27 protein-coding genes and 5 pseudogenes are annotated in these 25,817 nt (G+C 46.9%); 22 read left to right on the top strand and 10 right to left on the bottom strand.

Annotation, left to right across the window (positions count from 1 at the left end; translation table 11 throughout):
• Window positions 1–14: 14 nt before the first annotated feature.
• From B5F53_RS02900 to B5F53_RS02910, 3 genes are all read right to left on the bottom strand, one after another.
• Window positions 15–656 carry a DUF1836 domain-containing protein gene (locus B5F53_RS02900; RefSeq protein WP_087219491.1) on the bottom strand — a complete coding sequence of 214 codons (642 nt, stop codon included), beginning with the start codon at window positions 654–656 and terminating at the stop codon, window positions 15–17.
• Between the two features lie 63 nt (window positions 657–719).
• Window positions 720–1,814, bottom strand: coding sequence for a threonine synthase (locus B5F53_RS02905; RefSeq protein ID WP_087219494.1), 1,095 nt, complete (start codon window positions 1,812–1,814; stop codon window positions 720–722).
• 27 nt (window positions 1,815–1,841) lie between these two features.
• Window positions 1,842–2,948 (bottom strand): alanine racemase, encoded by a 1,107-nt coding sequence (locus tag B5F53_RS02910; protein ID WP_087220041.1) that lies wholly within the window; start codon window positions 2,946–2,948, stop codon window positions 1,842–1,844.
• Window positions 2,949–3,148: 200 nt separating this feature from the next.
• Between B5F53_RS02910 and pcrA the strand changes: the two genes are divergently transcribed.
• The 6 genes and pseudogenes from pcrA (at window position 3,149) to B5F53_RS20060 (ending at window position 8,715) form a co-directional block, all read left to right on the top strand.
• Entirely contained in the window at window positions 3,149–5,371 is a 2,223-nt protein-coding gene (gene pcrA, locus B5F53_RS02915; protein ID WP_087219497.1) for a DNA helicase PcrA, read from the top strand.
• A gap of 70 nt (window positions 5,372–5,441) precedes the next feature.
• A complete protein-coding gene (locus B5F53_RS02920) occupies window positions 5,442–5,684 on the top strand; it encodes a hypothetical protein (protein WP_087219500.1) in 243 nt (80 codons plus the stop codon).
• Window positions 5,685–5,828: 144 nt separating this feature from the next.
• Window positions 5,829–7,220, top strand: coding sequence for a 23S rRNA (uracil(1939)-C(5))-methyltransferase RlmD (rlmD, locus tag B5F53_RS02925; RefSeq protein WP_087219503.1), 1,392 nt, complete (start codon window positions 5,829–5,831; stop codon window positions 7,218–7,220).
• A gap of 428 nt (window positions 7,221–7,648) precedes the next feature.
• Window positions 7,649–8,180, top strand: a pseudogene (locus B5F53_RS02935) (major tail protein).
• Window positions 8,177–8,554 carry a hypothetical protein gene (locus tag B5F53_RS02940; RefSeq protein ID WP_087219509.1) on the top strand — a complete coding sequence of 126 codons (378 nt, stop codon included), beginning with the start codon at window positions 8,177–8,179 and terminating at the stop codon, window positions 8,552–8,554. Before B5F53_RS02935 ends, B5F53_RS02940 begins: the two are co-directional and overlap by 4 nt.
• The gene (locus B5F53_RS20060; RefSeq protein WP_166430228.1) at window positions 8,551–8,715 is read left to right on the top strand and encodes a hypothetical protein; all 165 of its coding nucleotides are present in this window, start codon (window positions 8,551–8,553) and stop codon (window positions 8,713–8,715) included. Before B5F53_RS02940 ends, B5F53_RS20060 begins: the two co-directional genes overlap by 4 nt.
• Before the next feature lie 40 nt (window positions 8,716–8,755).
• On the opposite strand, the gene B5F53_RS02945 is transcribed toward B5F53_RS20060, so the two are convergent.
• Window positions 8,756–9,013, bottom strand: coding sequence for a Txe/YoeB family addiction module toxin (locus tag B5F53_RS02945; RefSeq protein WP_087219512.1), 258 nt, complete (start codon window positions 9,011–9,013; stop codon window positions 8,756–8,758).
• 4 nt (window positions 9,014–9,017) lie between these two features.
• Window positions 9,018–9,287 carry a type II toxin-antitoxin system RelB/DinJ family antitoxin gene (locus B5F53_RS02950; protein ID WP_087219515.1) on the bottom strand — a complete coding sequence of 90 codons (270 nt, stop codon included), beginning with the start codon at window positions 9,285–9,287 and terminating at the stop codon, window positions 9,018–9,020.
• A 235-nt stretch (window positions 9,288–9,522) separates the two neighbouring features.
• Here B5F53_RS02950 and B5F53_RS20930 point away from each other — a divergent pair.
• A pseudogene (locus tag B5F53_RS20930) lies at window positions 9,523–11,562 on the top strand (phage tail tape measure protein); the annotation flags it as partial.
• 3 nt (window positions 11,563–11,565) lie between these two features.
• A complete protein-coding gene (locus B5F53_RS02965) occupies window positions 11,566–11,928 on the top strand; it encodes a hypothetical protein (protein WP_087219521.1) in 363 nt (120 codons plus the stop codon).
• A 118-nt stretch (window positions 11,929–12,046) separates the two neighbouring features.
• On the opposite strand, the gene B5F53_RS02970 is transcribed toward B5F53_RS02965, so the two are convergent.
• Entirely contained in the window at window positions 12,047–12,400 is a 354-nt protein-coding gene (locus B5F53_RS02970; protein WP_087219524.1) for a cupin domain-containing protein, read from the bottom strand.
• Between the two features lie 144 nt (window positions 12,401–12,544).
• Here B5F53_RS02970 and B5F53_RS02975 point away from each other — a divergent pair, with 144 nt between their 5' ends.
• The 9 genes and pseudogenes from B5F53_RS02975 to B5F53_RS20795 all read left to right on the top strand — a co-directional run bounded on the left by B5F53_RS02975 (window position 12,545) and on the right by B5F53_RS20795 (window position 20,850).
• Window positions 12,545–12,871 (top strand): winged helix-turn-helix transcriptional regulator, encoded by a 327-nt coding sequence (locus B5F53_RS02975; protein WP_087219527.1) that lies wholly within the window; start codon window positions 12,545–12,547, stop codon window positions 12,869–12,871.
• A 69-nt stretch (window positions 12,872–12,940) separates the two neighbouring features.
• Window positions 12,941–13,099 carry a hypothetical protein gene (locus B5F53_RS19795; RefSeq protein WP_162610517.1) on the top strand — a complete coding sequence of 53 codons (159 nt, stop codon included), beginning with the start codon at window positions 12,941–12,943 and terminating at the stop codon, window positions 13,097–13,099.
• Window positions 13,100–13,280: 181 nt separating this feature from the next.
• A complete protein-coding gene (locus B5F53_RS02980; protein WP_087219530.1) occupies window positions 13,281–15,146 on the top strand; it encodes a hypothetical protein in 1,866 nt (621 codons plus the stop codon).
• A 16-nt stretch (window positions 15,147–15,162) separates the two neighbouring features.
• Window positions 15,163–15,381: pseudogene (locus B5F53_RS02985) on the top strand (hypothetical protein); the annotation flags it as partial.
• 37 nt (window positions 15,382–15,418) lie between these two features.
• On the top strand, window positions 15,419–16,867 hold the full coding sequence (locus tag B5F53_RS02990; RefSeq protein ID WP_330396144.1) for a recombinase family protein: 1,449 nt from the start codon (window positions 15,419–15,421) through the stop codon (window positions 16,865–16,867).
• Window positions 16,868–17,281, top strand: a complete 414-nt coding sequence (locus tag B5F53_RS02995) for a recombinase (RefSeq protein ID WP_087219533.1) — start codon at window positions 16,868–16,870, stop codon at window positions 17,279–17,281.
• A gap of 3 nt (window positions 17,282–17,284) precedes the next feature.
• Window positions 17,285–18,856: a recombinase family protein gene (locus tag B5F53_RS03000; RefSeq protein WP_087219535.1), complete on the top strand. Its 1,572-nt coding sequence runs from the start codon at window positions 17,285–17,287 to the stop codon at window positions 18,854–18,856.
• 172 nt (window positions 18,857–19,028) lie between these two features.
• Window positions 19,029–20,048: a hypothetical protein gene (locus tag B5F53_RS03005; RefSeq protein ID WP_242970217.1), complete on the top strand. Its 1,020-nt coding sequence runs from the start codon at window positions 19,029–19,031 to the stop codon at window positions 20,046–20,048.
• Window positions 20,049–20,145: 97 nt separating this feature from the next.
• Window positions 20,146–20,850: a DUF3825 domain-containing protein gene (locus B5F53_RS20795; RefSeq protein ID WP_242970218.1), complete on the top strand. Its 705-nt coding sequence runs from the start codon at window positions 20,146–20,148 to the stop codon at window positions 20,848–20,850.
• Here the strand turns inward: B5F53_RS20795 and B5F53_RS03015 are convergent.
• Window positions 20,782–21,582 (bottom strand): annotated as a pseudogene (locus B5F53_RS03015) (recombinase family protein); the annotation flags it as partial. The gene B5F53_RS20795 and the pseudogene B5F53_RS03015 overlap by 69 nt on opposite strands.
• Before the next feature lie 4 nt (window positions 21,583–21,586).
• Entirely contained in the window at window positions 21,587–21,886 is a 300-nt protein-coding gene (locus B5F53_RS03020) for a hypothetical protein (RefSeq protein ID WP_242970219.1), read from the bottom strand.
• Between the two features lie 403 nt (window positions 21,887–22,289).
• On the opposite strand from B5F53_RS03020, the gene B5F53_RS03025 reads away from it, so the two are divergent.
• From B5F53_RS03025 to B5F53_RS03045, 5 genes and pseudogenes are all read left to right on the top strand, one after another.
• Complete coding sequence (locus B5F53_RS03025) at window positions 22,290–22,553, top strand: CD3324 family protein (RefSeq protein ID WP_087219538.1); 264 nt, start codon at window positions 22,290–22,292, stop codon at window positions 22,551–22,553.
• Between the two features lie 132 nt (window positions 22,554–22,685).
• The gene (locus tag B5F53_RS03030; protein WP_087219541.1) at window positions 22,686–23,441 is read left to right on the top strand and encodes a conjugal transfer protein; all 756 of its coding nucleotides are present in this window, start codon (window positions 22,686–22,688) and stop codon (window positions 23,439–23,441) included.
• Window positions 23,407–24,027 carry a CatB-related O-acetyltransferase gene (locus B5F53_RS03035; protein ID WP_087219544.1) on the top strand — a complete coding sequence of 207 codons (621 nt, stop codon included), beginning with the start codon at window positions 23,407–23,409 and terminating at the stop codon, window positions 24,025–24,027. The genes B5F53_RS03030 and B5F53_RS03035 overlap by 35 nt, the downstream gene beginning before the upstream one ends.
• 152 nt (window positions 24,028–24,179) lie before the next feature.
• Window positions 24,180–24,503 carry a transposase gene (locus B5F53_RS03040; RefSeq protein WP_087219547.1) on the top strand — a complete coding sequence of 108 codons (324 nt, stop codon included), beginning with the start codon at window positions 24,180–24,182 and terminating at the stop codon, window positions 24,501–24,503.
• Window positions 24,500–24,868: pseudogene (locus B5F53_RS03045) on the top strand (IS3 family transposase); the annotation flags it as partial. The gene B5F53_RS03040 and the pseudogene B5F53_RS03045, both read left to right, overlap by 4 nt.
• Window positions 24,869–25,098: 230 nt before the next feature.
• Here B5F53_RS03045 and B5F53_RS03050 read toward each other — a convergent pair.
• Window positions 25,099–25,476: a type II toxin-antitoxin system death-on-curing family toxin gene (locus B5F53_RS03050; RefSeq protein ID WP_087219550.1), complete on the bottom strand. Its 378-nt coding sequence runs from the start codon at window positions 25,474–25,476 to the stop codon at window positions 25,099–25,101.
• Window positions 25,473–25,715 (bottom strand): type II toxin-antitoxin system Phd/YefM family antitoxin, encoded by a 243-nt coding sequence (locus B5F53_RS03055; protein ID WP_087219552.1) that lies wholly within the window; start codon window positions 25,713–25,715, stop codon window positions 25,473–25,475. The genes B5F53_RS03050 and B5F53_RS03055 overlap by 4 nt, the downstream gene beginning before the upstream one ends.
• Window positions 25,716–25,817: the final 102 nt, after the last annotated feature.

Consider the following 25,817-nt stretch of genomic DNA (forward strand, 5'->3'; position numbering starts at 1 on the left):
CGGCGCAGAAAATTCTACGCCGGTCGTTCATTTTTCGGTTTCTTTTTCCCTTTTGGATCTTCCGGAGTCTTTGCCTTCAGATCATCAATCAGATGTTCAATCAGCATTTTTTTGACATAGACGTCAAAGCTGAGAAGACAGATAAAAGAAAAGAGTTTCAGGAATTCCCGGCTTTCCTCCGGTGCTTCCTGAAAAGTATCCTGGGCCACATGGTAGCGTTTCAGGAGGTCTTTCTTTAAATATTCGATCTGTCCTGCCTCCATGCCGAATACTTCGTTGTAAATATCTGCCAGATGCAGGTCTTCCTCTCCGTGAAAATAATGTTCTGTAATGGGAGAGAGCAGTGTCTGAATATCATTGATGGACAGAATATTTTTAAAGTAGTAGATGAAAATTAACAACAGTAAATGCTCTTTGGAGTATTTCTTCTTTTCCGGTGAAGGCAGAAGATTGTTCTTGGCATAGTTGTTAATCATTGTTTTGGTCAGGATTTTATCTTCCGGATACCGTTTGGTAGATTCCAGCTGGGCGTCCATGAAAGTGGTGACCTGATCCATATATAAAGCAATATCAGGAATATCCTCGGGTTTAATATAGTCAATGCGGGATACACTCTCTAATATGCTGTTAATCATGTCTTTCGTATCAATCGTCATCTGTTTATTCACCTCACTCCTTATTATATAGTTTTTAAAACTATTTGTAAAGGGCTTTAAGTTTTAATGATCTGACTTTAAACCTGCTCCGCACATGGTAATCAGACAGTCCTCAGGAACCCCATTTTGCCTGCAGTAGTTTTCATATGCTGCGTAATTGGCTGCGGTTGTATGCTCACAGTAGATGCCTTTCTTTGCCAGTTGGATACGTGCATTTAAAATTTCATTTTCCGGCGCATGAATAAATCGTATATCATATTTTCGGACATACTCTAAAATCTGTGTTCCCCGCATAGGTTTCCCGATAGCGATCCCCTCGGCAAGGGTCGGTTTACAAGTTACCGGAACCGGGGAGCGCGCCCCGCTTTCGGCAGCCTGAAAAAGGGGATCACAGTACTCGCTCTGAACCGCAAGAATTACAGGCATCCGGGAAATGATGCCGCTGTCCAGAAGATGCTCTAAGGCCAGTACAGTCCCCAAAAACAAAGTGCCGTTGCCTACTGGGATGACAAGATGAGAAGGGATGCGGTGTAATTGTTCATAAACTTCATAGATATAGGTTTTGGTTCCTTCATAGAAAAACGGATTATATACATGATTGGCATAATATGCCCCTTCAGAAAATACCCTGTCTCTGCAGACATCTGCACAGTGATCGCGGTTTCCCGGAACAACGGTACATACGGCGCCATGTGCGCGGATCATATCAATTTTTTTCGGAGAGGTTCCTTCCGGAACAAATATCTCACACTTGATTCCGGCCCGGGCGGCATAAGCGGCCACACTATTTCCGGCATTTCCGCTGCTGTCCTGCACCACATTTTTTACTCCTATGGCCCTGCAGTGGGAAATCAGTACTGCCGCGCCCCGATCTTTATAAGAAAGAGTAGGCATGAAATAATCCATTTTCAGCATGACCTTATCGTCCAAAGAAATAATGGGAGTTACCCCTTCCCCCATGCTGATTCCCTTCCAGCTGTCATCTGTCAGCCCCATATAGCTGCGGTAGCGAAAGAGACTCCATTGGTTTCTGTCTATCTCCTCCAGACGAAATTTCGGGGGCCGAAAGTCCAAGTTCCATAAGCCGCCGCAGTCACAGCAGGGTTTATGGGTGAAAACAGATTCTTTTTTACCGCATTTACTGCAAATGTATTCCATCTCGTTGTCCTCCTTTTGCGTAACTGTTTATTGAAGTTTTCCTCTGCAGGAAACGGGAAATTCTTCGACCACTTCATCCCCGGATATGAGGTAGGCCGTATCGAAAAGATTACATACGGGGCAGATATGTACGGGGATAATCCGGACTTTGTCGCCGATCCGAACCTGGTCATGAAATTTTCTGTTATAGATGATAGCATGTTCATCGAACATAGAATCAATATAGGTATTAGGAAAATCGATGAGAGTGCCCATTCCCGGGGAAGAACATATGCCGCTGCTTCTCTTTTGCATGGTGAGGCCCTTGGCTCCCACATCCAGGATGGTTCTTTCATCGGTAGGTTTACTGATGACGGTTGCAAGAACCGTGGCAGCGCAAAAGTCCAGTGTCCCCACAGCGTTTGCCTGAGAGGCGTCCATCAGGGCATAAGTGCCGGGGCGAAGTTCTGTGATGCCCTCCAGGATTCGTACATGATTCATCAGTGTGGGCGTTGCGCCGTAGCTTACAATCTGGCAGGGCATATGGTTCTGCTTTGCGATTTCGGCAAAATGAAGGGTTCTTTTCTGGGCTTCATATGCGATTTTCCTGCACTCTTCCAGATTGTCTGCAGCATAACTGTTGCCGTCGTGGGAAAAAATCCCCCGGAATTCTACGTGCGGCTGCCGGGAGACAGCCTGGAGAATGGAAACGAAATCCTCCTCATGAATCACTCCGGAGCGGTTTTCTCCCACTTCAATCTCCACAAGGATGTTGGCTGTGGAGTTAGATTCTGCAAAGACCTGTTCAATCTGAGGAATATATTCCGCGCAGTCCACTCCAAAAGAAATCTGTATCTTCTGTGATAAAGAAGCAACTCTTTCCAGTTTCTTTTTTCCCACGATTTCGTTTGCAATAAATATATCGCTGAATCTGTTTTCAGCCATCACTTCTGCTTCCCCCACTTTTGCCGCTGCAATCCCCAAAGCGCCGCGGGAGACCTGCATATCTGCAAGAAAAGGGGATTTATGGGTCTTAGTATGAGGTCTTAGCCGGACATGGTTCTCATCGGCATATTTTTGCATGGAATCCAGGTTATTTATCAGAATTTCCCTGTCAATCAGAAGGGCAGGAGTGTCCAGTTCACGGTAATTCATATGATGCAGCACCAACTTTCTTCGTTTATTATTTGATTCTTATATAACACATCTGTATGCTGCTGTCAAAAATATATTTTGAGAAACGATGCATGACAGTACCAGTTCTGTATGGCACAAATACAGGAGACATGTTATAATGGGCGGTAACGGATAGGAGAGAGCCCCGGACGGGGAGGAAAGAATGAACGGAGGAACTTATGAGTATTTACGATACTTTAAATATACAACAGCAGCAGGCTGTCTTTCAGACAGAAGGTCCGGTACTGATACTGGCAGGGGCCGGTTCCGGAAAGACCCGGGTGCTGACTCACCGGATTGCTTATTTAATAGAAGAAAAAGGGGTAAATCCCTGGAATATCATGGCCATTACCTTTACCAATAAAGCTGCCGGGGAAATGAGAGAGCGAGTGGATAAAATTGTGGGAATGCACGCAGACAGTGTCTGGGTGTCAACTTTCCATTCCTGCTGTGTGCGGATACTCAGACGGTATATTGACCGGATTGGGTATGAAAACAATTTTACTATTTACGATACGGAAGATCAGAAGACGGTAATCAAAGAGATTTGCAAACGGCTGAATGTAGACACCAAAATCTATAAAGAAAAGGCAATCATGGCACAGATTTCCCATGCAAAAGATGAATTAATCACCCCCGATGAATTTGAATTAAACGCTGCGGGAGATTACAGCAAGAAGAAAGTTGCGTCTGTTTATCAGGCGTATCAGGAACAGCTGAAAAAGAATAATGCGCTGGATTTTGACGATCTTCTGACGAAAACCGTGGAACTGTTTCAGAGCTGTCCGGAAGTTCTGGATTCTTACCAGGAACGTTTCCGGTATCTTATGGTAGATGAGTATCAGGATACCAATACGGCTCAGTTTAAGTTTATCAGTCTGCTGGCCGCCAAATATCACAACTTGTGTGTGGTGGGTGACGACGACCAGTCCATTTACAAATTCCGGGGAGCCAATATCGGCAATATCCTGGGATTCGAGAAAGTTTTTCCTGAGGCAGTCGTTATCCGTCTGGAGCAGAATTACCGTTCCACACAGAATATTTTAAATGCAGCCAATGAAGTAATCAGAAATAATACGGAAAGAAAAGAGAAGACCCTCTGGACAGAGAATGAAGAGGGGGATCCCATACGGTTCAGACAATTTATGAACGGCTACGAAGAAGCGGAATTTGTGGCAGGGGAAGTGATCAAAAACCATCAGGAAGGAAGATGCAGGTTCAGAGACTGCGCAGTCTTATACCGAACCAACGCCCAGTCCCGTCTTTTTGAGGAGAAATTCCTTCTGGCCAATGTTCCCTATAAGATTGTAGGCGGCGTAAACTTTTATTCCAGAAAGGAAATTAAAGATCTGCTTGCCTATATGAAAACAGTGGACAATGCCAGAGATGATCTGGCGGTGCGCCGGATTATCAATGTGCCAAAGAGAGGGATCGGCGCGGCCACTCTGGGAAAGGTGCAGACCTTCGCAGACCATTACGGGATGAGCTTTTACGAAGCCATGAAGCAGGCGGAAGAGATTCCGGGACTGGGTCGGAGCACAGGAAAAATTACAGGATTTATGAATTTCATCAGAGCTCTGAAAAGTAAAGCGGAAGTGCTTTCAGTAAGAGAGCTTCTGGAAGAAATCATTGAAAGTACGGGATATGTGGCGGAGCTGGAGGCGGAAGATACCGACGAAGCCAGAGCCAGAATCGAAAACATTGACGAGCTGATTTCCAAGACAGAATCTTATGAAGAAGCGGCAAAAGCGCAGAACCTGAATCCCACCCTCAGCGGCTTTCTGGAAGAGATTGCATTGATTGCCGATATTGATTCCGTGGATTCCAGTCAGGATTATGTCCTCCTAATGACTCTTCACAGCGCCAAAGGACTGGAATTTCCCTATGTCTATCTGGCAGGAATGGAAGATGGGATTTTCCCCAGCTATATGACAATTACAGCAGACGATCCCTCTGAACTGGAGGAGGAGCGTCGCTTGTGCTATGTGGGAATCACCCGTGCAATGAAGGGGCTGACTATGACCTGCGCAATGCAGAGAATGATACGAGGCGAGATTCAGTACAATAAGGTATCCCGGTTTGTAAAAGAAATCCCCAGGGATATTGTGGATTTAGGCCACACGGTTCAGAAAAAAGAAATTCCCGTGCCGAAGGCTAATAACGCCTATATGCAAATGCGGCAGGCATTTCGGGCCAAAGCTTTTGAACCAAAGGCATTTCAGGTAAAAAAAGCAGAAAAACTGAGCTATCAGCCAGGGGATACGGTGCGGCATGTGAAATTCGGCGTCGGAATTGTAAAAGAGATTACCGAAGGCGGAAGAGATTATGAGGTTACTGTGGATTTTGACAGGGTCGGAGTAAAAAAGATGTTTGCAAGTTTTGCAAAACTGAAAAAGATTTGAGATTCTCTGGTAAAATTTCATAGAAAGTGGTATAATATCAATAATCATTGATTGAGAGGATGGTGTAGTTATGAACAAAGTAGAAGATTTGATAGCAGCATTAAATAAGAAAGAAGAGGACAAACAGAAAACAACGGTTCTTTGGGTTTTAGCAATCATCGGGGCTGTGGCTGCTGTCGCTGGTATCGCTTATGCGGTATATCGTTTCTTCGCACCGGATTATCTGGAAGATTTTGAAGAAGATTTCGGCGATGATCTTGATGATTATTTCGAAGATGAAGATGAAGGAGATAACTCCCAGGAAGAAAAATAGAAACCAATATGATAGCTCCGGCAAGGGCCTTGCCGGAGTTATTTTATGTAATAGGAAATGCCGTCGGATTTCCTGTTACATAAACAGCGCAGTGCGCGCCCCCTCGAGAGAGGGCCACTTTGTTCCATAGAAAAGGAGAATACAGTGAAAAAGGGTGAAATTTACCAGGGAATAATTGAAAAAGTAGAATTTCCCAACAAAGGAATTGTCTATATAGAAGGGAAGAAAATAATTGTAAAAAACGGATGTCCCGGCCAGAAGGTGGAGTTTCGGATTCAGAAGAAAAAGGGAGAACGTGTGGAAGGACGGCTGCTTGAGGTTCTGGAAAAGTCTCCTCTGGAAACAAGAGAGCCGGTCTGCAGAGAATTTCCGGCCTGCGGCGGCTGCATGTACCAGACCATGCCTTATGATGCGCAGCTTAAAATGAAAGAGCAGCAGATACATGAACTCATGGATCGGGCAGTTATAAGCCAGGGACAGGTGACAGAAACGGGAGAGCCAGATTATGAGTGGGAAGGGATCTGTGCAAGTCCCCGGGAATTCGAATACCGCAATAAAATGGAATTCAGTTTCGGAGACGAATACAAGGACGGCCCCCTGTCTCTGGGACTGCATAAGAAAGGAAGCACCTATGATGTGCTTACAACAAAAGACTGTAAATTAGTCCACGAAGACATGAGAAAAATACTGAAGGCCACTCTGGCCTATTTTCAGGAACGGGGAACCAGCTACTATAAAAAAATGCAGCATACAGGCTATCTGCGTCATCTGCTAATCAGACGAAGCATAACCACAGGCGAACTGCTGGTACATCTGGTTACTACCACCCAGGAGGAACTGGATCTTACGCCTTTTAAAGAACTTCTTCTCAAGCTGGATTTAGAGGGAACTATTGCCGGAATTCTGCATATTCTCAACGATTCTTTTTCCGATGTGGTAAAAAGTGATGAAACCAGAATTCTTTACGGACGTGGTTATTTCTACGAGCATCTTCTGGGTCTTCAGTTTAAAATCAGTTCCTTCTCGTTTTTCCAGCCAAACACGGAGGCCGCGGAAATTCTGTATTCCATTGTAAGGCGTTATATTGGGGACACCAATCAGATGAGAGTCTTTGATTTATACAGTGGAACAGGTACCATTTCCCAGATACTGGCAACCGTGGCCCGGGAAGTCATTGGTGTGGAAATTGTGCCGGAGGCTGTGGAGGCTGCAAAAGAAAATGCCGGATTAAACGGACTGGAAAACTGCCGTTTTATTGCGGGGGATGTGCTGAAGGTCCTGGATGAGCTGGAGGAGAAACCGGATGTGATTGTACTGGATCCGCCCCGTGACGGGATTCATCCAAAAGCCCTTCCCAAAATTCTGGATTATGGAGTGGAACGGATCGTCTACGTTTCCTGTAAGGCGACAAGTCTGGTGAGGGATTTGGAGAGCTTCTATGCCAGAGGCTACCGCCTGATCAGGGCCGCAGCAGTCGATCAATTTTGTCAGACGGTTCATTGCGAAAGCATCGCGTTATTTTCCAAACTGAGATAGAAAAAGGGAATAAGGAATTTCCGGGAATTTGGACTGTTTGGACAACGGTTCGGACTCCCGGATTTTTTATGCCTGCTTATTCTGTGGAAACATATCGAGGGCAAAAATAGGCGGAGGGTTGAGTATACAGGATTGATATGACGAGTCCCCGGGAATACCTCCGGCAATACACCTTCTTCATAATGGATTTCAAAGGTGATCTTCCCGTCCATGTGTACGTTAAAATGGAAGTCGGTCATTTCTACCTCTTTGAGCATATCCGGCAGCTCGATGTTCTTATACCGTTTGACTTCCTCGCCGTTTACCATAAGGCAAACCGGAACCGCATCCCTCAGTTTCGCTGTGATTTTTCCTGTCTTCATAATGTTTTCCACCTTTCGTTTTTGGGTAGTGTCAAAACTACCTCTTTCGAGATGGAGGGAATGTAAATGTCTGCAAAGAAGAATAAAGTAAAATTTAATATCTGCAACGTGCATTATGCGCTGCTTACGGTGAGCGAGGACGGGGAGGTCACCTTCGGGACGCCGGTGGCTATGCCGGGAGCGGTATCCCTGTCCCTGGAGCCGAATGGGGAGCCGTCCAATTTTTACGCGGACGGGTACGCCTATTATACAATCTCCAACAACATGGGCTATGAAGGGGATCTGGAGCTTGCCATGGTGCCGGAGGGATTCCGAACAGATGTGTTAAAGGAGTCCCTGGACGACAACAGCGTGCTGGTGGAGAGCGCCAACGTGGAGACGGCGAACTTTGCCCTGCTCTTTGAGTTTGGCGGTTACGGCGGCCCAGCTGGCGAATGGTTATGTGAAGGCCCGTGCCGGGGACAGCACGACGGATACGGTTTACGCTGGCTGGTATACCTCGGTGTATATGCCGACCGTGGAGGAGGATGACCCGCAGACGCAGCCGTACGGACAGCAGGAGATTGTGGATGATGTGACAGGAGGGGAAACCTTATGAGTATGAAACGGAAGATCATGATTGATGGGCAGGAGGTTCCTTTTCGGGCCTCCGCCGCGATCCCTCGGATTTACCGGATGCGGTTCCATCGGGATATTTACAAGGATCTGCGGGATCTGGAAAAGGGGATCAATAAGAATGACCCGGAGAATTCCAACCTGGATCTGTTCTCGCTGGAAATGTTTGAGAATATCGCCTATGTGATGGCGAAGCACGCGGACCCGTCTATTCCGGATACGCCGGAGGAATGGCTGGATGGGTTCAATACCTTCTCCATTTACCAGGTGCTGCCGCAGATCATTGAGCTTTGGGGATTAAATACCCAGACGGATGCGGAGGCTAAAAAAAACTTCGCAGGGCTGACCGGGAAATGACCACGCCGCTGTTCCTTCTGCGGTGTGTTCAGCTTGGGCTGTCCATCCGGGATCTGGATTTATTAACCATTGGCATGGTCAATGATATGTATGTGGAGAGCCGCAATGACGAGCATAAGTATGCGGTGGTGGCTACGCAGGAGGATTTTGATAGATTCTGAGAAAAAATCCCGCCCGAAAAAGGGCGGGATGCAGCTCCTGTTATTTGTCTCCGTAATGCCCACGGCAGTGGGCGATGTAGATACGGCCATTTTCCATGTGATAGACCAGGCGGTCTTTCTCATTGATCCGGCGGCTGTATTCCCCCTGCAGGTCGCCGGTTAAGGGTTCGGGTTTCCCGATGCCCTCCATGCAGCCGTTGCGCTCAATATCCTTTATGAGCTGGTTAATGCGTTTGATGGTTTTTTTATCCTGGGTCTGCCAGTAGAGGTAGTCTTCCCAGGCATCGTCTGACCAGATTTTTTCACTCGTCGTCCACCTCGATCAGTTCGTGTGCGGTGCCTTTCCCGTCTCTGAGCTCCTGGACGGATTTCTTTACATAGGCCATGTTGGCCTCGGAGAAAAACGGGTCGGGAGCCTGGGCGATCTCAAAGGGGATGCGCTTTTCGCGTAAAACTGCTTTCACAAAAAGATTGATGGCGGTGGAGGTATTTAATCCGACATTGGAGCAGAAGGTATCAAAGTCAGCTTTGTCTTTCTGGTCTACCCTTGCGGTTAATGTGGTAAGTGCCATAGTAATATCTCCTTTCGTGTTCTATTTGCTTTTATTATAGCACTATTGTATGCGGATAGCAATTATATGTATTACAATTTAGAATTTCTTTATCATTACTTTATTTTTGGCTGTTTGGCCATTTTTAAAACATAATTTTAACTTTTCCCCGGAGTGATCCGGGTATTTTTATGCCTTTTTACGGGAGGTGAATCACCTTTTAAAGCTCGATCCGTCCAATACGGTTCTTCTGGCGCAGAAGCAGGAGCTTCTGCAGGCGGCTATCGGGGATACGGAGAAAAAGCTGGAAGCCCTGGAGCAGGCCCAGGAGGATGTGGCGAAAGCCTTTGAGCGCGGGGATCTGGGGAAAGACCAGTACATGGCGTTTCAGAGGGAGGTAGAGGAAACCCGTGGGACGCTGAACCGGTACAAGGCTGACCTGTCCGGCCTGCAGTCGGAGCAGGAACGGCTTTCTTCCAATACGGGGCGGCTGAATAAGCTGTTCGCCGCCACCGGTTCTAACGTGGATGATTACGCGGATGTGCTGGGGAGCAGGCTGGTTACGGCTATCAAGAACGGGACGGCTTCCTCTGACCAGTTAAAGACCGCCATTGAGAAGATTGGGAAGTCAGCCACGGGCGGGAAAGCGGACATTAAACAGCTTACCGATGCCCTGGATACGGTGGATGACGGGCAGGCTGTCCGGAACCTGATCGATGATTTGAACGATGTGGGGGACGCGGTTCAGGACGCCCTCCGGGGCGTCAATTCCCTGATGAAGCAGTACGGGATGACAGCGCAGGAGGCTATGGATTACATTGTCCGGGGTACGCAAAACGGCCTGGATAAGACCAATGAACTGGGAGATAACCTTTCCGAATATGCGGGCAAATTTGAACAGGCGGGATATTCCGCCTCGGAGTATTTCCAATTATTGCAGAATGGTCTGGAAGGCGGGGCCTACAACCTGGATAAGGTCAACGATGCCATTAACGAGGTAACCACCCGGCTGGCAGATGGAACCATCGGGGATTCCCTCGACCTGTATTCCGAAAAAACGCAGTCCCTTTTCCAGGCATGGCAGAGCGGGGAGGCAACCCAGAAGCAGGTCATTGATTCCATTGTGGCGGATATTGGGAACTGTACCAGCCAGCAGGAGGCGCTGAACATGGCGGCGAAAGCCTTTGGCACCATGGCGGAGGATGGGAACCTGAAATTCATTACTTCCCTGACTTCTGTGGGGGATGCTTATGACAGCGTCAGCGGTTCGGCGCAGAACCTGTTTGACCAGACCCAGACGCCCATGCAGGAGATGGAGGCGAATACCTGGAAGCTGCAGCAGGCGCTGGTTCCCCTGGGGGAAAAGATCGTGGAGCTGGCGAATGTGGTGCTGCCGCCGCTGGTGGCCATTATCACGGCGGTATCCTTTGGGGCGCTGAATATTTCCCTGCTTCCGGTAATCGGCATTATCGCGGGGGGGGGCTGCCGCCATTGCCGGGATCATCGCCATTGTGAAAAATTGGGGAGCCATTACCGAGTGGTTCGGAAATTTGTGGCAGTCGGTAGCCTCTAAGCTGATGGGCTTATGGGACGGCGTGGTGGTCTTTTTTACGGAGACGATCCCGGCGGCGTTCCAGAAATTCATCGGCTTTTTCTCGTCTATCCCGTATTGGTGGAGCGGCCTGTGGTCGCTAGTATCCTCTTTCTTTTCGGATACCTGGAATACGATCTTGCAGAATCCCATTGTCCGGCTGGTGGTGGATACGGTGACTTCCCTGTGGGAAAATGCGAAAAAAGCCTGCCGGGACAGGCGTTCCGATGGGGGCAGGATTTTATCCAGGGGCTGATCAACGGGATTTCCAGTATGATCCAAGGCGTGATCAATACGGTCTCCGGCCTGGCGGAGCGTATCCGCTCCTTCCTGCATTTTTCAGCGCCGGATGAGGGGCCGCTGGCGGATTATGAAAGCTGGATGCCCGACTTTATGGAAGGGCTGGCAAAGGGGATTGAAAGGAACCGGGGACTTGTGGAACGGGCCGTGCGAGATGTGGCTTCAAATATGGTAATTTCCCCGAAGGTAAACGGGATGGAGTATGGTGTCATGGAAAGCCCGTTATCCGGCGGAAATATGTCGGAGCTGGTCTCCGGGATTTCCTCTGCGGTATCGGATGCCCTGGCGGGATTCTCCGGCCAGCAGGGAAACATCGTGATCCCGGTGTATGTGGGCGGTACACTTTTGGATGAACTGGTTGTGACGGCGCAGGCAAGACAGAACCTGCGGTCGGGAGGGAGGTAGCTTATGGCATTTATACAGTATCTGACCTTTGATGGAACCGCCCTCCCCATGCCGGATTCCTATGAGGTGCAGATGGAGGATGTGGAGGCGGATTCCGGCGGGGAGACAGAGGCAGGGACAGTGCAGCGGGACGTGGTGCGTATGGGCGTTGTCAGCATCCCGGTTTCCTTTTCCGTATCGGCAAACTGGCTGAAAACTTTGACGGGGTTTAAACAGAAAGAAAAGATCACGGTGGGGTACTTTGATACCCAGACGCTGGCGGTAAAGACGACGGAAATGTATGTGGATGGGTATAAGGCAGCTCTTGTGAAGGATACTTCCCGGAAAGGGTTGTGGACGGTGAGTTTCACGTTGCGGGAGTTTTAAAAAAATATTTCTTTTGGGATAAGGGTTCTATACTTAGAGAAACAGATTTGAATTTTTGGAAAAAGCGCACAGCCCTTTGTTTTGAAGAACTGTGCGCTTAAATAATGAGATTGACGCATTAGCCAATGACGGCATCCTCGGCGGTAAAATGCTCCAGAGAGTTTTCCTTTACCTGAATACAGATATAGGTGATTCCAGAGTCACTGGCTGCAAAGAATTGCCGTTTTGCCACAGGTGCGATTTTCAGCCAGTCACCAGCGGTAAGGTTGATCTCTTCTCCGTCAATTACAACCTTGCCATTACCCGCGAGAATTCCGTAGATTTCCTCGTTCTCTTTATGGGCGTGAACAAACGGAACACCTGCGCCTGCAGGAAGTTCGTTCAGACTGATTTCTGCACCCGTCAAGGACAGCTTTTCGTGTAACTCGATTCTGTTTTCTTTATCAACTGTTGTTTTTGTGTAATTTGCCATAATAGAATACCTCCGTTGTTGATTTGCAATTTTTGATTGCTTGATAACAGTATAGTAGGGTACACATACAAAAACAAGTACGCACCTTTTTGTAACTGTACATTCAAATTTGAGTGTGTTACAATGAAACGGGAGGTAGGAAAGATGAGAAGAAAAGAAGAACTTCCGGAGTGCCCGGTTGCAACTGCTGTATCCCTTATTGGAGGGAAATGGAAGCTGCTGATCTTACGTAATTTGAAAGTACGCCCGTGGAGATTCAATGAACTGCAGCGGAGTATTGACGGTATTTCACAAAAGGTTTTGACAGATAGCCTGCGTCAAATGATGGATGACGGGCTTGTATACCGCCACGATTATCAGCAGCAGCCGCTGAAGGTTGAATATGGTTTGACGGAGCTCGGACAAAAAATGCTCCCAATCGTAGATGCGCTTGCAGACTTTGGCATTTATTATAAGTCTGTGGTTGAGTAGTATTAGGAATGGAAAATGCAAAAGCAGCGGAGTTCGACGGTGTTATGGTTTTGATAGAATGTAGAAATCATGGATATTATGAAACACCTTTCAGCGATTTTGATTGAGGAAGCAAGAAATTGTGATTATGTTTACATAGTTGCTGTATCCCATTTTGAAAATATTGCTTCCAAATTCAGCAATTACAGCTACGGGAGCAAAATTGATGAAAACCAGAGATTTGGATGAACATTGCAATAGAAATATGTATTTGCTTAACTTGAAATGCTGCATAAGATAATCTACAAACAAATCCCTGTTTATCAGTGTGTTTTATAAAATAGAAAGCAAGGCAATTTACCGAATCAGAGCATCAGTCAGAAATGATTGGTGCTTTTTTGATGCCTGAAAGTGGAAGGAGGGGTGTTCGATGTATCCGGTAAGTGAGGCGTTCCTGCAGGCGGTACAGGGGAACACCCGGCGGTATTACTGGACGGGGAAGAGCACCACGGCGGCGGGTGTGGAGTATCTGTTCGACCAGGAGAACATTGTAAAAGGCAGCGGCTATGTGACGGCACAGTGCTGCGGCAATTCGGAGATCGAGCTTGGGGCGGTGTATGCGGCGGAAATGGGGATTAGCCTGTTCCTGGATATTGACCGGTACACCTTGGAGGGGGCAAAGGTGGAATTGGTCTACCATCTCCGGCTGGCGGATAGCACTTATGAAGCGGTGCCTATGGGAATTTTTGAAGTCAGTGAAGCAAACCGGACGGTCCATGTGCTGGAACTGAAAGCCTATGATGCCATGCTCCGGTTTGACAAGGATTTCAACGGTTTTGAAACCATTGGCACCGCCTATGGCATGATGGCGCTGTGCAGTACGGCCTGCGGGGTGGAGCTGGCGCAGTCCCAGGCGGAGATCGAGGCTCTGCCAAATGGTGCGGAGCTACTCTCCATCTATCCGGAAAATGATATAGAAACTTACCGGGATGTGCTTTACTTTACGGCGCAGGTGCTTGGCGGGTTCTTCTGCATCAACCGGGAGGGGAAGCTGGAATTTCGCCAGTATGGAAATGTGCCGGTATTGGAGATTTTGCAGAAGCATAGGTTTTCCAGCAGCTTTTCCGATTTTGTGACAAGGTACACGGCGGTGAGCTCCACGAACCTGCGGACGCAGATGGCGGAATACTATGCCCTGGAAACGGATGACGGGCTGACCATGAATTTAGGAGTAAATCCCCTTTTACAGTTTGGCCTGGAGGAAACGAGGGAGGAGCTTTGCCGGAATATCCTTACCGCTTTGACAAAGGTAAACTATGTGCCCTTTGATTCGGATACCATCGGAAACCCGGCCCTAGATCTGGGGGATGTGCTGACCTTTTCCGGAGGGCAGGCGGACAGCCAGCAGATGACCTGCATTACCTCTTTTACCTGCAAGATCGGAGGGCGGCAGAGCCTGAAATGTGTGGGGAAGAATCCCCGGCTTTCTCAGGCGAAGTCGAAAAATGATAAAAATATTTCCGGCCTGCTGAACCAGATCGAGGCGGGAAAGATCGGGATACACACCTTTACCAATGCCTCCGCCTATACCATCGGGGAGACGAATGTGCGTATTATCAGTATCGAGTTTGCTTCCAAAGAGGAAAACCATGCGCAGTTTTTCGGGCAGGTGGTAGTGGATGTGGCGGCGGCTCAGAATACCCGGTCGGCGAATGCCGCCGGAACTATTGTGGTTCCCTTCCCTACGGAGGAAAACGGCGGGGATACATCTTCCGCAGAAACCGGAAAGGATACAGAAACCACAGATATTTCCGTAGATGTGAGCCTGCCGGTTACATGGACGGAGGATGGGAAAGCGGTCTGTTATGTGACCTTTGAGCTGAACGATACAGAGATTTTGCTGCATCGCCCGGTGGAGACGTGGCACAGCGGCAAGCATATCCTTTCCCTTTACTATCCTATTGAAAATGTGGTACCGAATATCACGAATACCTTTAACGTGTACCTGTGGATAGCGGACGGTTCGGGCAGCGTAGGGATTGGGGACTGTATTGCTTCCATCAGCGGGCAGGCCATGGCGGCAGCTGCGGCATGGGACGGCAGGATCGAAATTGAGGAAACGACAGGATTATTTTCCATTGGCGGTGGATTGGAAACGGAAGATTTTGCGGACACGGTTGCAACGGAGACGATGGAGCTGGTGCAGAGGAGCTATTCGGATACGCTTACGGCAAAACCGCAGATCGGGGCGTTCTGCCGCCCGGTGACATGGCCGGTATCCGGCAGTACAGAATAATAGGAGGGAATAAACCATGACTTTGAAAGGTGTTATGACAATCGAGCTGCTGGATGAGGATACCGGGGCAGTGGAAACGGTGACGGAGGAAAATATGATCACAGAGGCGGTCAACAACATCCTCGGCTTCAATCCTATGGGGATTTTCTATGCGGCTACGGGGGAATATGACAATGCGATTGTATGGAATGACAGCCTGCTCCCGATCTGCCCCAACATGATCGGCGGCATACTGCCGGGTATCCACCGGAACGGAGGAACAGCTTGTCAGCCTGAAAGCGCAGAAGATGCACTATGAGTCCTATATCAAAGGGAATCCCGATTGGGAGTTTTGCGGGCTGTACTATGACGAAGGCATCACAGGGACGAAAAAAGAGAAGCGCACAGAGCTGCTCCGTCTGATCTCTGACTGTGAGAATGGGAAGATTGATTTCATTGTCACGAAGTCCATCAGCCGGTTTGCCAGAAACACAATGGATTGCCTGGAACTGGTCAGAAAGCTGGTAGACCTGGGGATTTACATTTATTTTGAGAAAGAGAACCTGAATACCGGCGATATGGAAAGCGAGCTGATGCTTTCCATTTTGAGCAGCCTTGCGGAGAGCGAGTCCGTATCCATTTCGGAAAATAACAAGTGGTCGGCACAGAGGCGGTTCCAGAATGGCACTTTTAAGGTTTCCTATCCCCCATACGGATATGAAAACATCGACGGGAACATGGTCATCAACGAGGAACAGGCGGAGGTTGTGCGCTGGATGTTCTCGGAGACACTGGCGGGCAAAGGATGCTACAGGATTGCTGCGGCGCTGAATGAAAAAGGTGTTCCCACAAAAAAGAATGGACGGTGGACTGCCTCCACAGTCCGCGGAATTTTGAAAAATGAGAAATATACCGGGGACATCCTGTTCCAAAAGACCTATACGGACAGCCAGTTTAACCGGCATACAAACCGGGGCGAAAAGGATATGTACTACATGGAAAGCCACCACCCGGCGATTGTAAGCCGGGAGACCTTTGAGGCGGTTGCTGCGGTCATCGGGCAGCGCGGGAAAGAAAAGAGTGTGACGCAGGGGAATAAATACCAGAACCGCTACCCATTTTCCGGGAAGATCATCTGCGGGGAATGCGGGAGCAGCTTTAAGCGGAGGATTCATTATTCCACCCATCAGAAGTACATCGCATGGTGCTGCTCCAAACATATCGAACATATCGAGGACTGCTCCATGCAGTTTATCCGTCAGGATGCTGTGGAAGCCGCATTTATGACCATGATGAATAAACTGGCCTATGCGCATCGGCGCATCCTCCAGCCTTTGCGGGATGCGCTGCGCCGGGTGGATGACACAGAGGGTTTCCGAAGAATTGAGGAACTGGAAAACCGGATCGATGCGGTTTTGGAACGGGAGCAGGTGCTGTCCAACCTGATGGCAAAAGGGTATCTGGAACCGGCGCTTTATAGCAGCGAGAAAAACGAGCTGGCGAGGGAGCTGGAAGAACTGAAGGTCAGAAAAGATGCTATCATCCGGAGCCTGAACAGCAGCATGGCAAATGCCGATGCTGTCAATGAACTTTTGAAATTTACAGCAAGGGCGGAAATGGTCACCGCATTTGACGAAGAAGTATTCGGCAGATTCGTGGAAAAGATCGAGGTCTATTCCAGGAGCGAGGTCGGTTTCGTGTTGAAATGCGGACTTACATTAAAGGAAAGGCTGGTGGAATAGATGGAACATACACCTTACGGATACCGGATTGAGAATGGAAAAGCCGTGATTGATGAAAAGACGGCAGAGCAGGTCAGGCTGATGTACCGGTTTTATCTGGATGGGGCAAGTTTATGCGATTCTGCGGGTAAAGCTGGTATTTCGGTACAGCATGGAGGTGCCGCAAGAATGCTCTGCAATTCCCATTATCTTGGCGATGAATATTATCCGGCTCTTATTGACCGGGAGACCTTTGAACGGGCAAAACAGGAACGGCGGCGGAGGGCAGCGGCTCTTGGCAGAGGCGGGAAAGCGCAAAAGCGGGAGGAAGCCGGGGTTCCCGTTGCTTTCCATATGAAACCGTCGGAAAAAGAGCTGGATGATCCTTACCGGCAGGCGGAGTATCTGTACAGCCTGATAGAAAGCGAGGGATAGTCCATGACAGAAAACAGAAGTGTTACCGTTATCCCGGCGCGCCAGCGCATGGGCGGCGGGATAAAGAAAGAGGAGAAACCAAAGCTGCGGGTAGCTGCCTACTGCCGTGTTTCCACGGACAGCGACGAACAGGCCACCAGCTACGAAATACAGATCGAGCATTATACCAGCTTTATCCAGAAGAACCCGGAATGGGAGCTGGCAGGCATTTTTGCGGATGATGGGATTTCCGGCACGAACACAAAGAAGCGCGAGGAACTCAACCGTATGATTGACGAGTGCATGGCAGGAAAGATCGATATGATCATTACAAAATCCATCAGCCGTTTTGCCAGGAATACGCTGGACTGCCTCAAATATATCCGGGAGTTAAAGAGTAAAAACATCCCTGTTTTCTTTGAAAAGGAAAATATCAATACAATGGATTCCAAAGGCGAGGTGCTGCTTACCATCATGGCGAGCCTTGCGCAGCAGGAGAGCCAGTCCCTTTCCCAGAATGTGAAACTCGGACTGCAATACCGCTACCAGCAGGGGGTGGTACAGGTCAACCACAATCGGTTCCTGGGATATACCAAAGACGAGGATGGCAGGCTGGTCATTGTGCCGGAGGAGGCGGAGATCGTAAAACGAATCTACCGGGAATACCTGGAGGGCGCAAGTCTGGCGCGGATTGGCGATGGACTGGAGGCAGACGGTATCCTCACGGGCGCAGGGAAAAAACAGTGGCTGGCGACCACGATCAAGAAGATTCTGAGCAATGAGAAATACATCGGGGACGCCCTCCTGCAGAAGACCTATACCGTGGATTTCCTCTCCAAGAAACGCGTGAAGAACAATGGCATCGTTCCCCAGTATTATGTGGAGAACAGCCATGAGCCGATCATTCCCCGCGAGATTTACATGAGGGTGCAGGAGGAAATGGCGCGGAGGGCGAACCTCCACAGCGGGGAGAAAAGAAAGAAACGGGTTTACAGCAGCAAGTACGCCCTGTCGAGCATCGTATATTGCCCGAAGTGCGGGGAAATCTACCGCAGGATTGCATGGAACAACAGAGGGAAGCATTCTACTGTATGGCGGTGCTGCACCCGTGTGGAGCATGGCCCTAAAGGGTGCGATGCCCCGACCATTCAGGAGTCAGTGCTGCAGAATGGTGTGGCAAAGGTAATAAATGAGGTGTTTGGAAACAGCAGCGCCTTCCTCCCTATCCTGGAAGAGAATATGCAGGCCGTCATCGGGAGTGATGTGGAGAGTCAGCTTGCGGAGATTGACGGGCGGCTGAAGGAACTGCAGCAGGAGCTTTTGAAACAGGCAAATGCGAAAAAGGATTACACAGAACTGGCGGATGAAATCTATGCCCTGCAAGAGCAGCGGCAGAATGTCCTCGCGGCGGAAGCCGAGCAGGATGGCAGGCGGCAGCGGATGGAGGAGATGAAAGCCCTTCTGGAAGAACAGGCGGATATTCCGTTGGAGTATGACGAGCAGTTAGTGTGGAGGCTGGTGGAAAAGGTCACGGTTTATGAGGAAGAACTGGTTGTGGAATTCAAATCGGGATTGGAGATTCGTGTGGAGATATAAAGAAGGAAATGGATAGCGCCCTGCGGACTGGAAACGGACTGCGGGGCGCTTTTGTGTGGAGAAAACATTTTAAGTAGTCTTGTGTTCATCAACCACGGGCTTTATAATTAAGGATGAAGACGATAATATTATTGAATTTTATCTAAATATAATTTTTATTAGGAGTTAAGATATGGAAGAAAAGAATTGCATTGTATGTGGTAGCGAGGCGTTAGTACAATTGAATATGGACCCGGTTAAGTATTTTTATTCTTGTCCGGTCTGCGGCAGATATGAATATTATGTTTCTTTTGCAGAACTGACAGATTTTGACTTAAATCATCTGGGAGCATATTTAGTATATAACGGTTTTAAAGAAAGCATTAGCGAGTATCGGTATTTTTCTACAATGAGTAAAGAACGTTGTGATGAATATAAAAGAGAATTTGCTAAAGGAAATGTAATACATGGAAATCCTGTGCGTTTAGAGGTAGAGAATGTTGAAAATTGGTATCCAAAGAAATTTTCAGAGAAGGTAGATCATATTCTTTTATATTTGGATTCTAAAATTCTTCATTGGGGAGAGTACATTAAATTAGAAAAAGAGGAATTATTTAGTTGCTTTTTTGTTGATAGGTATGACTATGTAAACGGTAATTATGAAAGACGATCTGAAAGTGCATTGAAGAGTCAGGCTAAATATATGATGAGGTACCTTAAAAAGCAAGAATTGATCGAGACGCTGGATAGTGTAAATGGTGAAGAATGTGAGAAGCCCATTTCTGTAACACCAAAAGGTTATGCTAGAATTGATGTATTACAGAAAAATACTGCCAATGGAAAAAATGTTTTGGTAGCCATGAAATTTGGCGAGGATACAAAAAAATTGAGAGAGGCTATTAAGAAAGGAATTACTGAGGCAGGATATATTGCGATATTAATAGATGAAGTTGAACATAATGGCTTTATTACGCCAGAGTTGCTTAAACACATACGAGATAGTAAATTTGTGGTAGTAGATTTATCGCATCAAAATAATGGTGCATATTTTGAAGAAGGATATGCTATGGGATTAGGAAAACCGGTTATTCAGCTATGTAAGAAAAATGTCCAGTTGCACTTTGATATCGCACAAAAAAATACAATCATTTGGGAGACAGAAGATGAAATTGTAGATAGACTTAAAAATAGAATTAAAGCTACAATCGAATAAGATTGATAAGAGCTTAGAAAATGGTACGATATGTTTGCATAAACAGATAAAACACAAAACAGGTAGTTGATATGTTACCGAGAACAGATAAAAGGAAATGACGTACTTCCTATTTCCTCGTGCCATATTGGAGCGGTATATCCACAGCATTTTCAGAAAGCAAGCCATTGATTACAACGAGGAACACAGTCCTGAGAAGGCGGCAGAATATTTCCATGTGGAAAACGAATACGCCTGCTTTCATACTGGCCTTTACACGAGACGGTACAAAGCCATCTATGCCTGCTTTGACCGCAACAAGCGGCAGGCCAGTATGCTGGACTGGTATTTCCGGGGGTTCTCGGATGAGATATCGCCGTGGCTGAAATACATCAGCCCGCTTCCGAAGAAACCCAGCTACCATATGACGCAGTATGGCGTCAACTATAACCCGGAGTGGCCGATACGGGTAAATGTAGACCACATCTTAGGCGACGAGGAGAACCTTTCCCGTCTGCCAGCCGCAATCCGTGATGCGCGCAACCTGCCATTACTCTTGGAAACCGCAGTAGAACTGGCGCGGCGGAAAGCGGTGGTAGAACCGGGCATCGTGGTGCCCCAGGGCTATCAGGGCCGGGTGCAGTATCTCCTGCCGATCTGTCTGACGGATATGGAGAAGCCTGACCTTGCTATGACCCTTACCATCATGGACGGGTATTATCTTGGCAATACCTGGTGTGGTTGGAATCCGCTTTTTCAGTTTATGAGATTTGGAGTAGCTTTTGAAATTTACAGTATGCCCGCAGTAGTCCATGCGCTCTAAGATACCAACAATCGTACTGTCTTTCCAACGATAGGGATTTTCAGGAAGCGGCTTTCCCTTTTGCTTTGCATAATAGGCTTTTGATGTCAGTATCTTATCCGCTTTGAGGATTTTCGCTATCTGCATGGGTCCTTTTCCGGCGATACACAAATCAAAAATCCGTTTTACCACAGCGGCAGCATCTTCGTCTACAATCCATTTCTTTTTGTCGGCAGGGTCAACTTTGTAGCCGTAGGGCGGCTTTGTCAGATGTTCTCCTGCCATTCCCTGTGCTTTCTTGATGGCGCGGACTTTCTTGCTTGTATCCTTTGCATAAAAATCATTAAATAAGTTGCGAAAGGGAGTAAAGTCATTATCTCCCTTTGCGCTGTCCACGCCGTCATTGATAGCGATATAGCGTACATCTCTTTCTACAAAAAAGATTTCCGTATAGTAGCCGACTTTTAAATAATCGCGCCCAAGACGGGACATATCCTTGACGATAACCGTTCCCACGTTTCCGGCTTCAATCTCCGCTATCATACGGTTAAAATTCGGGCGGTCAAAGGTTACCCCTGAAACGCCGTCATCAATGAAAAATACCGGATTCGTAAAACCATTGTCAGCGGCATACTTTGATAAAACTGCTTTCTGATGGACAATGCTGTTGCTGTGGCCATCAAGCGCGTCCTCTTGTGAAAGACGGGCGTATAATGCTGTTATCTGTTCGGGCTTATTGATATATGCTGTCATGTGTTCATTCCTCCTGTAATGAACGCCCGACAAACAGGTTGCTGTCTTTATTATAGCGGACTTCGTTTTTCTTGTCAGCAGGCGTTTTGTCGGATTCCTCTTTGATAAGGCGTTTCATTTTGTCATAGAGCAGTTCCGAACCACCGCAGGACGTAGATACTTCATAAAATGTACCGCCGATTTCATAAGTAACTGTTTCGTGTTGGGGATTGCCGCGTTTTGGTAAAAATTCGCTGTCTTTATGCTCTTGTTTCCGTTCCATTCCTTTCGAGTTTGATGAAGTGAAAAACTTCTTAGCAAGCATAGGAAAGGGGTACCCTTTCCGTAAAATGCTCTGCATTTTGCTTGTACCCTCGCATTCATTCCCTACTACACCGTACAGAGCGATTTTGCCGAAGATTTACGAAAAAATTTTGATTTTCTTTCTTTACTCATTGACACGGGAAAGTTTTAGAAATGCCAAAAGTATAAAAAAGAATTTTTTGATTGGTTGATAGAAAATTATGATTGTGATACACTAAATTTAAGTAGATATTTTTTTGAAAAAGGAAAGAAGTGAGTAAGATGTGCATAAATGAAAAAAGGAAAAATGATGTTTTCCTCCATGCAAAGCCAGTAGATTGCGACATTTGCATGGAGTAATCATAGTCGCAGAATAGAAATGCTGGCTTTGCTACTTGACTATCATATCAAGGAGGAAAGTCCGCATGAAGTATTTTAATGCAAAACTGATTCTTCCGGACGCATTGGTAAAAGAATTACAGAATTATGTTCAAGGTGGATATATCTATGTTCCTATCCAACAGGAGCAGCAAAAGCGTTGGGGAGAAGTTTCCGGCTATCGGCAAGAATTGGAACAACGGAATGAACAAATAAAAAGAGAGTATCAGAATGGCGTTTCTATGGAATGCCTGTCTGAAAAATATGGTTTATCTTTCTATGCTGTTCGGAAAATTATATATCAGAAATAATCGTAAGGGGCTGTGTTTTACAGCCTCTTATTTTATACAGATTGATTTGTACTGTATGGTGTATAGAAACACTACCATAATGGCGGTAAAATAAAAGAAAAACATAAGAAAGTTTTATGAAAGGTGAATGTTATGTGTACCAGATTTGTTTATCGTGGAGATGATATGATTACAGGGTTCAATTTTGATATTGACCTCTCTGTATGGAAACATAAAGTGATTGAAGAAAAGGAGCGTTTCTATATCGGAATTTTGCGACCAGATGGAACGTACCATTCTTATCATGGAGTGAATAAAAATGGAAATGTTGGGACGTTGCTATATGTACATGGAAACCCTGCCGGAACATATCAAGACAGCCAAAACTGTATGACGATTGCAGATTTGACGGAGCAGTTTATCAAAGCACAGCTTTCTTTTGACGAAGTGCTTCAAATTGTAAAGTCAAAAAAGATTACCTATGCGCCGGACGCTACAATGCAGGCGATGTTATCAGATGTTCATGGGCACGTGTTGATAATCGAGCCTGGGATTGGGTACTGGGAAGAATATAAAAGATATTCTTTGATAACGAATTACTCTTTGATGAAGCCGGAAAGTACAAAAAATTTTATTGTGCAGGGTGATGACCGATATGAAAGAGCCCTGCAATTATTAGACAGCTATAAAAATGATTTTTCAATCTCTGACGCATTTTCATTGCTTCATGCTGTTCAGCAAGAGGGTGAATGGGCTACCAGAGTTTCATTTGTTTACTCTGCGAAAGAACAGGCAGTATATTATGCAGAAAATAACCACTTTGAACATATTACAAAGTTTGTGTTTCCGTCAGCGGAGCAGGAAAGGAGTAGTCATGCAGCAGAAAATCTATCCTCGTTCAAAGGATAAAGAAACGGTTTATCTGCAAAATGTTATTACCAATCCTAATATCACAGTTGGAGATTATACGATATATAACGATTTTGTCAGAGAACCAAAAGATTTTGAAAAGAACAATGTTTTGTACCAATATCCAGTTAATAAAGATAAACTGATAATTGGAAAATTTTGTTCCATAGCATGCGGAGCAAAATTTATTTTCAATAGCGCAAATCATACGTTATCTTCTTTGTCAACCTACCCATTTCCTATCTTTTTTGAAGAATGGGGATTAGATGTAAAGAATATTACGAAAGCATGGGATAACAAGGGGAATATTGTTGTCGGGAATGATGTTTGGATTGGTTATGAAGCGGTCATTTTATCAGGCGTTACGATTGGTGACGGTGCAATTATCGGAACGCGCGCAGTTGTTACGAAAGATGTTCCACCTTATACAATCGTTGGCGGTATACCAGCGCAGACGATAAGAAAGCGCTTTTCACAAGATACGATTGACACTTTGCTAAAAATAAAATGGTGGGATTGGTCTAAAGAGCGTATTACGCAACATATATCCGAGATACAGTCGGGAAATATTGAACATCTGATATGAATTGCCGGACGACGGCAAAAGAAAAAAAGCCGTCGTACAGCAGATATTTTCATGCGTTTATGAAGCGGTGGCTTTGATTTTCAGAGCCGCCGCTTCTTTGCGTTTACTCATTATATTCTGAAAAACTACGGCGGTATTGAGGAAGTGCTGTCGTGCCCGTTTTTTGCTTACATGGTGTGCTTAATTTATCAAAAAACTGTATCTCGCAACAGACTAAGTATAAAGAACTGGGAATCCATGAAGGAACCATGCATACATGGCTCAAAGCCGTAAGAGCTGGTAAGTTGGATATTGGGGAAGGTTCTCATACCCCTGCTAGCGCAATGAGCCTGTCAGAAGAGATTACCATGCTGCGTAAGCGGGTTAAAGAGCAGGAGAAAGAAATCCGCCGCCTGAAGGAAGAAAACGAATTTTTGGAGGAAGCCAGTGCTTTTTTCGCCGCCAGCCGTCGGAAGTCAGCAAAAACCAGAGAATGATCTTTCTGGCTTTGAAAACAGAGGACGGCAAAATGACCGGAAAAATTTCATTTTACTGCCGGATGCTTGGTGTCAGTCGGCAAGGCTTCTATCAATATCTTGCAAACAAAGACCGTCCCTGGAAATACCAGAATCTGGTGGATGCCATGAAAGAGATTGCCAGCGAGGATGAATGTAACGATACTTACGGACGGCTCCGAATGTATCAGGCGCTGTGCCTGAAGCAGCCGGAGGGGGTATCAATTCCCAGCAAGAGAACCGTATACCGGGTTATGGAGCAGATTGGCCTGAGCCATCGACCAAAACGAAAACCGAACGGAATTACAAAGGCAGACCGGGAGGCTATGAAATCGGAGGATTTGCTCTGCCAATGGCGGGCTTCCTCCTATGATAAAACGCAGGAAGTATTATGAGGATTTGGAACTGGCAGCATAGTCAGTGATATCCTTGAGAAAAATGTGTCAACTAATATTGACAATATCAATGAGAGCAACCTGGTTTCCCTTTGCAAAGAGTGTCATGTGAGAATCCATGCGGAGCGTGGCGACTGCTGGCACAACAAAAGCCACCCCACTTAGGATGAGATGGCTTTGCTTTAGGTTTGGTGGGTGAGTATCCACTCCAATAGCCCGGAAGAAGGAATCTCCCCTGCGGCCAGTCGGAGGATCACATCGGATAGCTCAGTTTGTGTGTACTCCAGTTCAATTCCGTTTAAGGCGAGAAACACCAGCATGGCATGAGCGCCGATCCGTTTATTTCCGTCCACGAAGGGATGATTCTTAACCAGACCAAAGCAGAGACGGGTGGCTTTCTGCTGGATGGAGGGATAGACATCTTCTCCGCCGAAGGTCTGGAACGGCGCATTCAGTGCGGAGTCCAGCATCCCCTCGTCACGCAGACCGGAAGAGCCTCCGGTCGCTTCCAGAAGCTGTTCATGCAGCAGGAGGATCTGAGGTTTGGAAAGCCGGATCATTTGGCAAGCACCTCGTAAGCCTGCCGGTTCTTTTCAATGAGACGTTTGGAAATAGCCATGACATCTTCGTCGTCGGCAAGTTGTTCCTGTTCGGCAGCGCCAAATTCCATGACAAGGTACCGGGGAACATTGTTCTTCAAGATGATGACGGAACCATTTTCATCTACAAGGCGAGCCACCTTCGAGAAGTTCTGGTTCGCATCGGTGATGGAAACAAGGTTTTTGGTATTGATGTTCATAACGAAGCCTCCTCGTATAATAAGTTTATAGTTAATAGTTACTTAGTTCTTTGATAACTGAATAAATAGGCTCAATCGGTTTGGTTATACCCATGGTATAAT

Source organism: Blautia sp. An249, assembly GCF_002159835.1.
GTDB lineage: Bacteria > Bacillota > Clostridia > Lachnospirales > Lachnospiraceae > Blautia_A > Blautia_A avistercoris.